This is a genomic window from Rhodococcus sp. KRD197 (genome assembly GCF_017168235.1).
GTDB lineage: Bacteria > Actinomycetota > Actinomycetes > Mycobacteriales > Mycobacteriaceae > Rhodococcoides.
Genome location: NZ_JABFAO010000006.1, coordinates 38,973 through 52,244, shown reverse-complemented (window position 1 = coordinate 52,244; position 13,272 = coordinate 38,973). Strand labels below are relative to the sequence as shown.

Below are 13,272 nucleotides of genomic sequence, written 5' to 3'. Positions count from 1 at the left end.
AGATGAAAATGCTGTAAGCGACCGCACAAGTGCGATCTCAGCAGGAGGGAGTCAGTGGGCGAAGTGCCGCGAACCGGTCAGGTAGAGCGTGACACCGGCGTCCTGAGCTGCCGCGATGACCTCGTTGTCGCGGACGGATCCGCCCGGTTGCACGACGGCTTTGACGCCGGCACTGATCAGAACCTGCAGCCCATCCGGGAAGGGGAAGAAGGCATCCGAGGAAGCAACGGATCCCTCGACGCGATCGCCCGCGCGCTGCACAGCCAAGTGAGCGGCATCGACGCGGTTGACCTGGCCCATGCCGACACCGACCGACGCACCGTCCTTCGCCAACAGAATGGCGTTGGATTTGACGGCTCGTCCTGCCCGCCAGGCGAATTCGAGATCCTTCAAGGTCTGCTCGTCGGCGGCGTCACCAGCAGCGAGAGTCCAGTTCGCAGGGTTGTCGCCTTCGGCGTCGATGGCGTCTCGTTGCTGCAGCAGTGCGCCACCCGAGACCGGCTTGAGCTCGACCCCACCGAGCGCGGGCGGCGTCGCGAGCAACACTCGAACGTTCTTCTTGCGCTGCAGGACTCCGAGAGCTCCGTCTCCGTACGACGGGGCGATGATCACCTCGGTGAAGATCTCGGCAACCTGCTCCGCCATTTCGACGGTCACCTCACGATTGGCTGCGATGACGCCGCCGTACGCGCTGACCGGGTCGCAGGCGTGAGCCTTGCGGTGCGCCTCCGCGATATCGTCTCCCACGGCGATGCCACATGGGTTGGCGTGCTTGATGATCGCGACGGTCGGCGCCTCGTGATCGAACGCGGCCCGCCAGGCAGCGTCGGCGTCGGTGAAGTTGTTGTACGACATCTCTTTGCCGTGGAGCTGCTCAGCCTGCGCGATACCACCGCCGGTGGGACTGACATACAGCGCTGCGGCCTGATGCGGGTTCTCGCCGTACCGAAGCACCGCGGACCGATCCCAGGTTCCGCCGACCCATTCGGGGAACTGCTCATCGGAGTCGACGAGCACGCTGCTCATCCACGATGCGACAGCAACATCGTATGCAGCTGTGTGCTGGAACGCCTGCGCCGCCAGCGATGTGCGCTCGGCCAGCGTGAAACCGCCCCCCGCAACGGCGGTGAGCACGTCCTCGTAGCGCGCCGGATCGACGACGACTGCGACGGATGGGTGATTCTTGGCAGCCGCGCGCACCATCGACGGGCCGCCGATGTCGATCTGCTCGACGCATTCGTCCGGGGTGGCGCCGCTGGCGACGGTGTCGGTGAACGGATACAGGTTGACGACCACCAGCTCGAACGCCTCCACGCCCAGTTCTTCGAGCTGCTGGAGATGCTCGGGCCTACGGGTATCGGCGAGGACACCGGCGTGCACCCGCGGATGCAGCGTCTTGACCCGGCCGTCGAGAGTTTCGGGGAATCCGGTGAGATCCTCGACCTTGGTGACGGGAATGCCCGCGTCGGCGATCTTCGAAGCGGTCGATCCGGTGGACACCAGGGCCACGCCTGCGTTGTGCAAGCCGGTCGCCAGCTCGATCAATCCGGTCTTGTCGTAGACACTGACCAGCGCGCGGCGCACTGCTTTACGTTCGGTCATGGTTGAATCTGGGCCTTTCGTCCATCGGAGACAACACCTCGTGCGGCAACTGCAGCGATCACATCGACCAGCAATCTGCGTTCCACAATTTTGATTCGCTCGTGCAACGACTCGCGGTCGTCGTCGTCGAGCACCGGCACAGCTTCCTGCGCCAGGATCGGGCCAGTATCGACGCCCTCGTCGACCAGGTGAACTGTCGATCCCGTCAGTTTGACGCCGTACGCGAGCGCGTCGTGCACCGCATGGGCACCGGGAAACGACGGCAGCAACGCAGGATGGGTGTTGACGATGCGGCCGGCGAACGCGTCGAGGAACCGCGTGCCAAGAATCTTCATGAAGCCGGCCGTGACAACGAAATCGGGGGTGTGCGACGCAACGGCATCGGTGAGCGCGGCATCCCATGCGTCACGGTCGGCGTAGTCGCGGAGTGCGATTCGAAAGTGTGGGATATCGGCGGTATGTGCGTGCCGGGCTGCGTCACAGTCACGATCCACACCGACGGCCACGATGCGAGCGGGGTAGGAGTTCTCCGCTGCCGCCGCGATCAGCGACTGCAACAACGAGCCGGTCCCCGATGCGAGGACGACGACTCGTGCTGGGTGCTCACGCGAGGCAGTCAGCGCACTACTCCTGAAAAACGTCGAGGGAAACGCCCGCCGTCGCCGGGCCGTGTAAAGACTAGTCGCTCTCGCTCGGCGGCCTGTCGGGGAGGTCCTCTGTCTTCTCGACGTCCACGATCTCCGCGTCGATCGGCTGATCGTCTCCGTCCGGTTCCGGGGCCACAACCTCAGCCTCTACTGCGGCATCCACCTCCACCGGTGCCGCCTCCACCACTTCCGCCTCGACTGCAGCTTCTTCGGCAGGGCCGCCTTCGAGTTCGGCGGGCTGCGCGATCGCGGCAATCGCAGTTGTTTCGACCGGCACCGACGCACTCTCCGGTTCCGCCTGGTCCTCGCTCCTCGTTCCAGCGCGCCAAGCAGTAACGCCCGCGGCTACGGATCCGACGACCGCCACCCACGCGAACACCAGCAGACCGAACGACCACACCGTCACTTCGATCGTGCCGAACGTGCCGAGGTTTCCGCCTGCCACGAAACCGAGGACAAGTGCGGAAACGCCGATCACGGCCGCCCCGAGCCACACCGACGACAGCGCGTGGTTCACATCGACAGCGCGGCGGGCGCAGTCACGGCCGAGGAACACTCCCGCCGTCAGCGGAACGATCAACATCAGCAGCCACAGGGAGTGCGCGGCGCCTTCCGGCAGAACAGCGAGGACCGGGAGCGGCGGCACCGGCCCTCCCACACTGCGGAACATACTGACCGCGACCTCGCCTACGTGGGCGGAGGATCCGACGCTCACCGCGAGGGCACCCACCATCACATTCGGCAGATACAGAATCGACAGGACCGTCAAGCCAAGCACACCGACGAATCCATCACCGGAGTCGAGGAGCGCGTCCATCGTGGACCACGATGCAACCATCGACGCGGCGACGATGGCTCCGCTGCCCGCGACGAGGACCGAGCCGGCACGAACCGTCGGCGTCACGACTCGGCGCGACCACTGAGGACTTCTCGCAACCATCGCTTCGGAATTCCACGTGCCGACAGCCACGCCGATCGCCGCAGATACTGCGTGCACCCCACCCACCCAGGCGAAGGCGAGAAGTGCGTGCGGACTGTCCAAACCGATGACAGCCGAGGCGTCTGCCGCGACGGCGAGCGCGAGTGCCGTCACGAAGAGCGGACCGAGTACAGCGGCACCGAAGACGAGCCCGCATTCCCGACGGGTGGGTGCCTCGGTCACCGTCCGAGCCACGCCGCGGGCGACGACGACGGCCAGAACGAGGGTGGGCAGGAGCGGCAGGACGCCGAGTGATGTGCCGGCAATGGAGAGCGGCACGTGGTGTACCGCGAACCACAATCCGGCGATCGCGCCGAACGTTCCGGTCAGATCACTGTTGGCCGATACCAGTGTCACCAGGACGACAGTCGTGCAGATCGCGATGAGCACACCCGGGGTGCGAAATGCGACCCGGATCAATGTCTTCGACTGGGCAGGTGACAACGTCGGCGGACGCTGCGGCGAACGAGGTGTACGTCCGGCGCGCTGCCTCTCTTGGTTCAGTACGGCGCTCATCGGCTACGAGCGTTGCACCAACGTCCGATCGCTTCGATCAGGCGCGCCGAGCGAGCGTCACTTCTTGTTCTCATCGGCCGCCGACGGGTCGAACGCGCGAGTCGGGGCGCTGTCGTTGGGGGATGTCTCCCCGCTTCCTGGTGCACCGTCGGTCTCGCTCGTCGGCGCATTGTCCGAGGACACAGAATCCGTCGGCACGCTTTCCGTCGGTGCGTGCTGGGAGGCACCGTAGGCACCGGATCCGACGGGTGTGTGGTTGTACGGGTACTGGCTGTACGGCGAGTCCTGGCCGGCCGGTGGGGTGAATCCACCCGACGAGTCCGGCTTGGGCGCGCCGACCGGATAGCCCAGGCCGCCGGTGGGGTTCTGACTCTGCGGCGGCTGAGCTCCCGTGTAGGCCGGCGGCACGTAGCCCGATCCCGAACCGCCGTAACCCGGCTGCTGACCGTACCCGCCATAACCCGACTGTCCCGGACTCTGCTGCCCCTGAGGCGAAGGACCCTGGTACTGCTGCTGCGAGGCCTGGCCGTAGCTGCCTGCGGGCGGCTGACCGTAGCCGGGAGCGTTGCTCTGCTGGCCGTAGGACACGGGCTTGGGCTGCGGCGCCTTGATCACACCGGAGTGCAGCAGCGTTGCCGCCACGGCGACGGCGGACTGCACGAATCCGAGCACGAGTGCCGCGACGGCACCGGCGCCGATTCCTACAGTCATTCCGGCAGGTCCTGCATCGCCGGTGTTGAACGATTGGAGGAGCAGTACCAACCATCCGCTGAGAGCCAGAGCTGCCGCGATTCCGATGGTCTTCGGCTGCTTGGGCAGCAATCCGACGCCCGCGGTGAGTCCGGCGGCGAACATCAACGCGATCGACGTGGGGTCGCCGCTGCTGATCAGATAGAAGTTGGATGTCTCACCGAATGCCTCGTACTGGCCGGCAAGACCGACGAGCAGGAGCACGACACCGAGCGCGAGCACCACCGAGGACAGAATGCGCGGCAATGACGACGCTCCATCCGTTTTCAGCGGCGGGTTGTACTGGCTGAACGACGGACTCGGCTGCGAAGGCTGACCGGGCTGCGGTTGTGGCTGCGACTGTGGGCCTTGACCGTACTGAGGAGACTGCCCCTGAGCGTAAGGCGCTTGCGGCCCTTGCGCGTACGGCGACTGCGACCCTTGCGCGGGCGTACCGAACGATTGGCCCGCGGGGCCGTAGCTGCCATAACCGCTGTAGCCGGGCCCAGACGATCGGGGGCCCTCGGGCGGATAGGTCATGACACACTCCTCGGCAAAGATGAGATCGGGTCGGCGGACCACGCCAGTCTACGGACCCGCCAGCACCGTTCGTTCGACCGATCGGCGATGCGGTGCGTGACCTGCTCGGGCGTGCAATTGGACCCGCCGCCCCGGACTCATCCGGAGATCTCGTGACACATCACGAAGAAATGTCAAGGAAAACGTAACGATGTCCAGTCGCCAGCGATTAATGTGATGTACGTAACATTTTCGCGAGCCCCCTCGCACTTTCCTAGGACGTCACATGCGTAGATCAGTTTTCGCCTCCGCCGCAGCTGCCAGCGCACTTGCAGTCGCCGTCATCGCACCCGGTGTATCGAACGCCGCAGACACAACCGTGACCTTCACAGTCACCGGTGGCGCCCTCACCATCACCGCGCCCCTCACCGCCTCGCTGACCGTCTCCGGACTCCAGGCAACAGGCGGAATCAGTGATGTTGTCGTCTCCGACCAGCGTCTGGGCGTCCTCGGTTGGATCGCAACGGCCGCCAGCTCCCCATTCAACAAGCCTGCACCCGACCCTGTATCGATCCTGCCAACCAACGTGACGTACCAGGGCACCGTCGCCGACGTGACCGGTACCGCGCTCGTGACGCGAACTCCGCTCCCAGTGATCATCGCCCTCCCCACGCCTGTCCAGACTGCAACGCTCGTCCTGGGCGCGAACACCGCTACCTGGACCGGCAACCTGGCCGTCACACTCCCTCCGGTTGGTGTCGTGGCCGGCCTGTACACGGGCACCGTCACCCATTCGGTGGCCTGATTCGTACATGCCACTACATCGGGGGTTGGCCGCCGGGGTCCTGACATTGCTGACGATTGCATCGGTGATCGTCGCTCAGGCTCCGGCAGCCGCACAAGAGAACAACGATCCGGAAGCGGTCGGCAGCGTCGGGATTCGGCTGCTCGAAGCACCTGTGTCGCTTCAAGACGATCCGCGCGCGATGGCGTACATCGTCGACAACCTTCCGCCTGGGACCACCATCACCAGACGCATCGAGGTCAGCAACGGGAGCGACCGAGAACAGACCATCACGCTCTATCCCGCGGCCGCGTCGATCGGCGAGGGAGCGGACGGATTCCAGATCGGGGACGGCCGAGCCGTCAACGAACTCACCACCTGGATGTCGGTCGCCCCCACCGACGTCGTATTGCCCCCGAATACGGCCGAGGAGGCCGTTGTCACGATCGCAGTACCCGAGGACGCGCCGGAGGGAGAGCAATACGCCGTCGTCTGGGCCCAAACCGCGGATGCGCCGACCGAGACGGGCATACAGAACGTCAGTCGAGTCGGGATCCGCACCTACCTGTCGGTCGGGCCTGGTAACGGTCCCCCGGCCGATCTCGCCATCGACGGGGTAACGGCGGCGCGCAGCGAGGACGGGACACCGCAGGTCACCACCTCGATCACCAATACCGGCGGGCGTGCACTCGATCCCAGCGGCACACTCACACTTACGGACGGCCCCGGTGGAATCTCGACGGAGCCGGTCCAGGGCTCGGGCGGCTCCATCGCGCCCGGAGGAACGGGAAATGTCACGTTCGCCCTCGATCCGGCCATCCCAGCCGGTCCATGGCAAGCATCCATCTCCATCAGCAGCGGTTTGGTGAACAAGTCGACGACCGTGGAGCTTTCTTTCCCCGAGCAAGGTTCTCGAGCGGCGACCTCGAACGAGACCGATGGCATTCCATCCTGGGTGTGGATCCTCGCGGCGGTTCTCGTCGTTGCGGCTATTGCCGGTGGCTGGCTCGCTCTTCGACACCGAAAGGCGCCATGACATGCGTCGTATGTGGCTCGTCCCCGCACTCGCGATCGGCCTCGTCGCGGCGGGATTGTCGGTTGCCGCGGGGGAGCCTGTTGCCTACGCACAACCTGCGCCGGATTCGGGCTGCGTCGTCGTAGTTCCCACCACGACGACACCGCCTGTCCCTGCCCCCGTCACGACCACCGAGTCGGCTGTCGCCCCGATGCCGTGTCCGCCCGCGACCGCAACGACGGAGGAGTCCGCGAGCATCGAACCGACGCTCGCGGCGCCACCCGCGCCGCCGGCAAGTACGTCGCCCGTTGTCACCACGGAAGCAACGGAGCCCGCGGAGACAACGGGGACAACGGAGACAACGGGGACAACGGAACTCGCGGAGGCTGCGGAGACTACAGAGGCCGTGTCGACCACGACCACACCGGCCGAGACGACTTCATCAGTGGAGACGACCACAGCCGTGGAGACGACCACACCGGTCGAGACGATCGCGGTCGACGCAGAGGGTCTCGACGCGACCGAGACGACCTCTGCCGTTGCAGAAACCACCGACACGGTGCCCACCACGACCATCGCGAAGGAGGCGCCGACCACGTCGACCACCGATGAACCCCGAGCTGAGGCAGCAATGTCCAACCTGCTCGATATCGTGGTGCCCTCGTCCCTGATCGGACCGTCTACCGTCACGCCGGGCACGACGTGGACCGGGAACATGAGCATGACCGTGCTGGGCGTGGGTGTCGCTGGTTGGACCTCGTCGGTCAGTCTCTCGGACCTCCGTGGGGTCAACACCGGGCAAGTGTTGACTCCGACTTCGGCAAGCTACCTGGCACCGTCCTCTGCCTGTACGGCAGGACTTGCCGGCAGTTCGCCCTCGACCAACGTGGCTCTGACCACGCAAGCCAAGCAGGCCAAGCGCGGAGGCGCACTGTGCCTGACGGGTTGGACCGCCACGGTGTCCATCGGAATCCCCGCCACCGACGTGGTCTCCGACACCTACACCGCGACGCTGACGCACTCCATCTTTTAGCCACACGACCTGCTGAGCACACGAAAAAGGCCCGCCACAACCGTGACGGGCCCTTTCGCGTATCGAATACTTACTTCACAGAAAGCGATTCGAGAATCTCGCGTGCGAGAGAAGCGGTCTCGGACGGCGTCTTGCCGACCTTGACGCCTGCAGCCTCGAGCGCGTCCTTCTTCGCCTGAGCGGTACCGAGCGAGCCGGAGACGATGGCACCGGCGTGGCCCATGGTCTTGCCCTCAGGAGCGGTGAAGCCTGCGACGTAACCGACGACCGGCTTGGTCACGTTGGCCTTGATGTAGTCGGCTGCGCGCTCTTCCGCGTCGCCGCCGATTTCACCGATCATGACGATGATCTTGGTGTCGGGGTCGTTCTCGAATGCCTCGATGGCATCGATGTGCGTGGTGCCGATGACGGGGTCGCCGCCGATGCCGATGGCCGTCGAGAAGCCGAAGTCACGAAGCTCGAACATCATCTGGTAGGTCAGCGTGCCACTCTTGGAGACCAGGCCGATGGGGCCGGTGCCGGAGATGTTGGCGGGGGTGATGCCGACGAGAGCTTCACCGGGAGTGATGATTCCGGGGCAGTTCGGGCCGATGATGCGGGTCTTCTTGCCCTTCTCCACGTTGTAGGCCCACGCGTACGCGGAGTCCTGCACGGGGATGCCCTCGGTGATGACGACGAGCAGCGGGATCTCGGCGTCGATGGCCTCGACGATGGCGTCCTTGGAGAATGCCGGCGGGACGAACGCGATGGAGACGTCCGCTCCGGTCTTCTCCATGGCCTCGGCGACGGACGCGAAGACCGGGAGTTCGATGTCGTTACCGTCGGCGTCGACATGCTTGACCGTGGTGCCGGCCTTGCGTGCGTTGACGCCACCGACGACCTGGGTGCCGGCCTTGAGCATCAGTGCGGTGTGCTTGGTGCCTTCGCCGCCGGTGATGCCCTGGACGATGACCTTGTTGTCCTTGTTCAGAAAGATTGACATGGTTTCCTCTACTTCGCTGCCAGCTCGGCGGCCTTGTCGGCGCCCTCATCCATGGTTCCGGCGAGCGTCACCAGCGGGTGCGCGGCGTCGGCGAGAATCTTGCGTCCTTCTTCGACCTTGTTGCCGTCGAGACGAACCACGAGCGGCTTGTTGGCTTCGTCGCCCAGCTTCTTCAGTGCGCCGACGATGCCGTTCGCAACTGCGTCGCACGAGGTGATGCCGCCGAAGACGTTGACGAACACGCTCTTGACCTGCGAGTCGTTGAGGATGACGTCGAGGCCTGCGGCCATGACCTCGGCAGACGCGCCGCCGCCGATGTCGAGGAAGTTGGCGGGCTTGACGCCACCGTGCGCCTCACCGGCGTAGGCGACGACGTCGAGCGTCGACATGACCAGCCCGGCACCGTTGCCGATGATGCCGACCTGCCCGTCGAGCTTGACGTAGTTGAGGTCGTTCTCCTTGGCCTTGGCCTCGAGGGGATCAGCTGCATCCTTGTCCTCGAACTCGGCGTGCCCGGGCTGACGGAAGTCTGCGTTGGCGTCGAGCGTCACCTTGCCGTCGAGGGCGAGGATCTGATCGTCCGGGGTGCGAACCAGCGGGTTGACCTCGACCAGAAGGGCGTCCTCGTTGATGAAGACCTCCCACAGCTTCTGGATGGTCACCGCAGCGGCGTCGAGCACCTCGGCCGGAAGCTTGCCCTTTTCGGCGATCTCACGGGCAAAAGCAAGGTCGACGCCCTTGACGGCGTCGACCGGGATACGTGCGAGTGCGTCGGGGTTCTCCTCCGCCGTCACCTCGATTTCGACGCCACCCTCGACCGAACACATCGCGAGGTAGGTGCGGTTGGTGCGGTCGAGCAGGAAGGAGATGTAGTACTCCTCGGCGATGTCGGAGGCTTCTGCGACGAGAAGCTTCTTGACGACGTGGCCTTTGATGTCGAGTCCGAGAATTGCTTCTGCGTTCTCGGTGGCTGCTGCGACGTCCTTGGAGTACTTGACTCCGCCGGCCTTGCCGCGTCCGCCGACCTTGACCTGTGCTTTGACCATTACTGGCTTGCCGATTTCTTCGGCAATCTGTGTTGCTCCGGCGACCGTGTCCGTGACACGACCCGCGGAGGTGGGTACGCCATGCTTGGCGAACAATTCCTTCGCCTGGTATTCGAAGAGATCCATCAGCTCACCGTCTCGTCTACGTTGACGCCCGCTCCTTTGGGTGTGGGCGGGTCTGATGGTCGACTTTATCCAGGTGCCTCGCAGCCTTACCGGGCGCATGCGAGCTATGTGGTCTATCTCACCGGTCAGCAGGATGTGTCCCACGCCTCACTTCTGGGCGCGTCGGGCCGAAAGAAGTGCGGCCACAGCAAGAACCACCACCCCGATGACACCGACGACGGCACCCGCGCCGACGACGGGGTCGCTCACGCGCCCCTGAGTGAGCGGCCACCCGAGCAGATACACGATCATCGCGACCACGCACCCCACGAGCAGGGCGGTACTTCTGGCGGGACGCGACCGAGCTGAAACGGCGCTCGCCGCGACCACGGTCACTGCCAACACTGCCTGGCCCCACGCGTCCCAACCCCACGGAAAGTCGACGAAGGACGCGGCCGATGCATCGACACCGCTGTAGAGCGGTAGACCCAGGCCGATGGCCGACATCGTTCCGCCGAGCAGTGCCACCGATCCGATTTTGCTGTCGGTTCGGATCTCGGAGGTGTCGACGTCCTCGCGTTCGGCGCTACCGGCCAGCAGCACGAGCGCACCGCACACGACGGCTGCGATCACCCCGAGCCCTGTCGCGACTCCGCCGCTTCCGACGGCAATGCCGTCGATCTCGGTTGCCATCAGCACCGCCTGCAGGACGCCTGCCCCCGCCATGACCCCGGCGACGGCCACGACTCCGAGCAGCGGGCGGGTCGCTGCGGCGAACAACGAGAAGAACATCGGGACGCACGCGAGGACGAGCACGAAACCGGCGACGAGGGCGACCCGGGCGGCCAGAATGGTGGGATCAGGCAGTCCGGCCGGGACGTCCAGGACGGGGAGCAGGGCGCCGGCGCACAGGAGCACACCCGCAACGGCTCCGCCGATGCCCGCGGCGATATGCAGGTGGATCGATCGCCCTGAGGGCAGGGATGCCCGACGCCTCTCCCGCACGGCAGCGCCCCGAAGGTCGCGGCGCATCGCGGAGGGAAGCGCGAGGGCGGCGACCAACACCAGCACGCTCGCCGCGACTGTGCCCAGCCACGAACCGGCGGATACCTCGATCTCGGGCCCGGAGGCCGAGCCTGCGATGACCCGGGTGGCGAAGACGCCGAGTACGGCGAGTCCGGCGCCCGCGATCGCTCCCGAGGTCACCGTCGGTGAGATCGATGCCAACGCGGCGGCGACCACCACGAGGACAGCGAGGGCGATCAAGCCGGAACCGATCGAGGTTGTCAGCGCAGACTGCACCACCGCCGGAACCAGCACGATCGAGTCGGTGGAGACGTACGCGGGCGCGAACATCGCCCCGGCGGTGAGCAGCGCGGCGGCCGCTGCGAGCACAGAAAGGGTGCCGCCAATCCTGATTGCGGCAGCCCGACCGACGAGCTCTGCCTGCGCCGAGTGGCCGTAGTTTTCGCCGAAGGACGCGCGATCGATCGCCCTGAGACCGAACAGTCCACCCACGACCGCGAAGACATGCGAGGCGATGAACAGGTAGGCGCCCGCTGCAGGGTCGAGGACCTCGGCGGTGTTCGGCCGGAACAGTTCGAGTCGGTTGGCATCGATGGGCGAGCGGAGAAGTCCGACATCGAGGACGGTGAGACCGAGAGCCACTGCGCCGTAGCCGGCTGTGAGCGCGCCGGCGAGGGCCGGGCGGGACAGGGCTGCCGCGAGTGCCAGCAGTGCCACAGCGACGAGCGGGGCCAGCGATACGGCGGCCGCGGCGGTGACACCTGGACCCGGTGACTCTTCAGTAGCCGATCGAACCGTGTTCGAGGCGATGGCTGCGAGTCCGCACAGCGCTGCGGCCGCCGTCAGTCCCGCGGCCCACAGCCCGGCGCGGCGAGCATTGACGTCCTCGCTGGTTACCGGCTCGATTGCACGGGGCACAGCTCTGTCGGTCCGGAATGTGGGTGCCACGGGGTCGACGTTATCGTCCGATGAGTACTTGTCCGGGCATCCCGCGCCGAGTTTCGATAACAGGGACGTGGGTAGAAACGATGAGCGTCGAAACAGTGAACTTCTCTACAAAACCCCTGCTCACGTTGTGAGCCATGTCACAAACGGTCAGTTGTTGGCCGATTAACTTGCGCGCCTTGCAATCGTTTCGTTACCGTCTGCCGAGTCTTAAGTCACGAGCAGATCACGGAATCGGAGGTTGCAGGTCTTGTCGCAACACCGCGCATCGTTCACCTCCAGCCGGTTCGTAGCACCGGCAGCGGTGACCGAGAGTGCACCAACGGTGTTCTCGACGCAGACCGGCTGGGAGCCTGACAACACGGCCCTCAACTCCACTGAAATCGGTTCTGCCGACCCCAGCACGGGTGGTTACGACTACTTCGCGAGCAACTACGGTTCCGCCGAGAGCTACCACCACAGCGAACTACACACACCGGGCCAAGAGGCCGTCACCGAGGTTATCTCCACCGACGCCGTTCCCGTTACCCGACGCGGCGGCGCACACCGCATTCCGACGCCGCCCACCGCACTCAAGGGCCGCGCAGCAGTCCTCGCGGTAGCTGCCGGAGCCGTCGTTGCTGCAGGGCAAGCGGTCATCGATCACAGCCCTTCCACGGCGACCAGCTCCGAGGAAGTCGCACTCGCTGCCGGCGCCGCACCTGCCGCACCAGGCATCCTCGCCACGACCGTTCCGCAGGCCGCACAGACCGCCGAAGACACCTCGACGGATGTCACGGCTTCTTCCGCACCTCAGATTCTCAACGTCGCGAACCCGATCGACCTGAGTCAGTTCAACGACCTTCTCGCGAAGGGACAGCGCTTCAGCGAGGAGCGTGCCGCCCGCGAGGAGGCCGCTCGTCGTCCGCTGTTCGTGCTGCCGGCCATGGGAACCTACACCTCGAACTTCGGTCAGCGGTGGGGCGTTCTGCACGCAGGTGTCGATATCGCCAACGCCATCGGCACTCCGATCCTCGCGGTCGCCGACGGCACCGTCATCGACTCCGGTCCTGCCGCAGGTTTCGGCATGTGGGTTCGCATCGAGCATGCGGACGGCACAATCACTGTCTACGGTCACATCGACACCACCCTCGTCACGGTGGGACAGCAGGTCATGGCCGGCGATCAGATCGCCACCATGGGCAACCGCGGTTTCTCCACCGGCCCGCACCTCCACTTCGAGGTGCACTTGCCCGGCGACAGCAAGGTCGACCCCCTGCCGTGGCTGGCGTCCCGAGGCATCGGCCTCGGACCCGAACTCTCCTGATTCCTTCTCAGGCTCACTCGCCCGGTCTCACCTGCCAC

At 65.6% G+C, this 13,272-nt stretch carries 12 protein-coding genes; 4 read left to right on the top strand and 8 right to left on the bottom strand.

All coding sequences use genetic code 11. The features are described 5' to 3' along the window. Positions 1-51: 51 nt before the first annotated feature. From purH to J1M86_RS12615, 4 genes are read right to left on the bottom strand one after another with little or no spacing between them, the layout of a single operon-like run. Complete coding sequence (gene purH, locus J1M86_RS12630; protein WP_206510141.1) at positions 52-1,602, bottom strand: bifunctional phosphoribosylaminoimidazolecarboxamide formyltransferase/IMP cyclohydrolase; 1,551 nt, start codon at positions 1,600-1,602, stop codon at positions 52-54. Beyond that, positions 1,599-2,222 (bottom strand): phosphoribosylglycinamide formyltransferase, encoded by a 624-nt coding sequence (purN, locus tag J1M86_RS12625; RefSeq protein WP_075837379.1) that lies wholly within the window; start codon positions 2,220-2,222, stop codon positions 1,599-1,601. Before purN ends, purH begins: the two co-directional genes overlap by 4 nt. A gap of 58 nt (positions 2,223-2,280) precedes the next feature. After that, on the bottom strand, positions 2,281-3,744 hold the full coding sequence (locus J1M86_RS12620) for a DUF6350 family protein (protein ID WP_241260025.1): 1,464 nt from the start codon (positions 3,742-3,744) through the stop codon (positions 2,281-2,283). 57 nt (positions 3,745-3,801) lie between these two features. After that, positions 3,802-5,013 (bottom strand): DUF5336 domain-containing protein, encoded by a 1,212-nt coding sequence (locus tag J1M86_RS12615; RefSeq protein ID WP_206510140.1) that lies wholly within the window; start codon positions 5,011-5,013, stop codon positions 3,802-3,804. Between the two features lie 265 nt (positions 5,014-5,278). On the opposite strand from J1M86_RS12615, the gene J1M86_RS12610 reads away from it, so the two are divergent. Together J1M86_RS12610 and J1M86_RS12605 are read left to right on the top strand one after the other, a co-directional pair. Further along, positions 5,279-5,797, top strand: coding sequence for a hypothetical protein (locus J1M86_RS12610; RefSeq protein ID WP_206510139.1), 519 nt, complete (start codon positions 5,279-5,281; stop codon positions 5,795-5,797). A 7-nt stretch (positions 5,798-5,804) separates the two neighbouring features. Further along, positions 5,805-6,812 carry a hypothetical protein gene (locus J1M86_RS12605; RefSeq protein WP_206510138.1) on the top strand — a complete coding sequence of 336 codons (1,008 nt, stop codon included), beginning with the start codon at positions 5,805-5,807 and terminating at the stop codon, positions 6,810-6,812. A gap of 84 nt (positions 6,813-6,896) precedes the next feature. Here the strand turns inward: J1M86_RS12605 and J1M86_RS12600 are convergent, their stop codons facing one another. Then, the gene (locus J1M86_RS12600; protein WP_206510137.1) at positions 6,897-7,268 is read right to left on the bottom strand and encodes a hypothetical protein; all 372 of its coding nucleotides are present in this window, start codon (positions 7,266-7,268) and stop codon (positions 6,897-6,899) included. Here J1M86_RS12600 and J1M86_RS12595 point away from each other — a divergent pair. Next, entirely contained in the window at positions 7,255-7,824 is a 570-nt protein-coding gene (locus tag J1M86_RS12595) for a hypothetical protein (protein ID WP_206510136.1), read from the top strand. The genes J1M86_RS12600 and J1M86_RS12595 overlap by 14 nt on opposite strands. 70 nt (positions 7,825-7,894) lie before the next feature. Here the strand turns inward: J1M86_RS12595 and sucD are convergent, their stop codons facing one another. The 3 genes from sucD to J1M86_RS12580 form a co-directional block, all read right to left on the bottom strand. Continuing rightward, the gene (sucD, locus tag J1M86_RS12590) at positions 7,895-8,806 is read right to left on the bottom strand and encodes a succinate--CoA ligase subunit alpha (protein WP_206510135.1); all 912 of its coding nucleotides are present in this window, start codon (positions 8,804-8,806) and stop codon (positions 7,895-7,897) included. An 8-nt stretch (positions 8,807-8,814) separates the two neighbouring features. Next, entirely contained in the window at positions 8,815-9,978 is a 1,164-nt protein-coding gene (gene sucC / locus J1M86_RS12585) for an ADP-forming succinate--CoA ligase subunit beta (RefSeq protein WP_075837290.1), read from the bottom strand. Positions 9,979-10,125: 147 nt separating this feature from the next. After that, on the bottom strand, positions 10,126-11,931 hold the full coding sequence (locus J1M86_RS12580; protein ID WP_307786625.1) for a hypothetical protein: 1,806 nt from the start codon (positions 11,929-11,931) through the stop codon (positions 10,126-10,128). Positions 11,932-12,178: 247 nt separating this feature from the next. On the opposite strand from J1M86_RS12580, the gene J1M86_RS12575 reads away from it, so the two are divergent. Continuing rightward, the gene (locus tag J1M86_RS12575) at positions 12,179-13,234 is read left to right on the top strand and encodes a M23 family metallopeptidase (protein WP_206510134.1); all 1,056 of its coding nucleotides are present in this window, start codon (positions 12,179-12,181) and stop codon (positions 13,232-13,234) included. Positions 13,235-13,272 lie beyond the last annotated feature (38 nt).

What these genes read in the sequence shown, in the direction of transcription:
- J1M86_RS12615 (WP_206510140.1), bottom strand. Translation starts at nt 5,013, where the DNA reads ATGACCTATCCGCCCGAGGGCCCCCGATCGTCTGGGCCCGGCTACAGC.
- sucC (WP_075837290.1), bottom strand. Translation starts at nt 9,978, where the DNA reads ATGGATCTCTTCGAATACCAGGCGAAGGAATTGTTCGCCAAGCATGGC.
- J1M86_RS12610 (WP_206510139.1), top strand. Translation starts at nt 5,279, where the DNA reads ATGCGTAGATCAGTTTTCGCCTCCGCCGCAGCTGCCAGCGCACTTGCA.
- sucD (WP_206510135.1), bottom strand. Translation starts at nt 8,806, where the DNA reads ATGTCAATCTTTCTGAACAAGGACAACAAGGTCATCGTCCAGGGCATC.
- purH (WP_206510141.1), bottom strand. Translation starts at nt 1,602, where the DNA reads ATGACCGAACGTAAAGCAGTGCGCCGCGCGCTGGTCAGTGTCTACGAC.
- J1M86_RS12605 (WP_206510138.1), top strand. Translation starts at nt 5,805, where the DNA reads ATGCCACTACATCGGGGGTTGGCCGCCGGGGTCCTGACATTGCTGACG.
- J1M86_RS12620 (WP_241260025.1), bottom strand. Translation starts at nt 3,744, where the DNA reads ATGAGCGCCGTACTGAACCAAGAGAGGCAGCGCGCCGGACGTACACCT.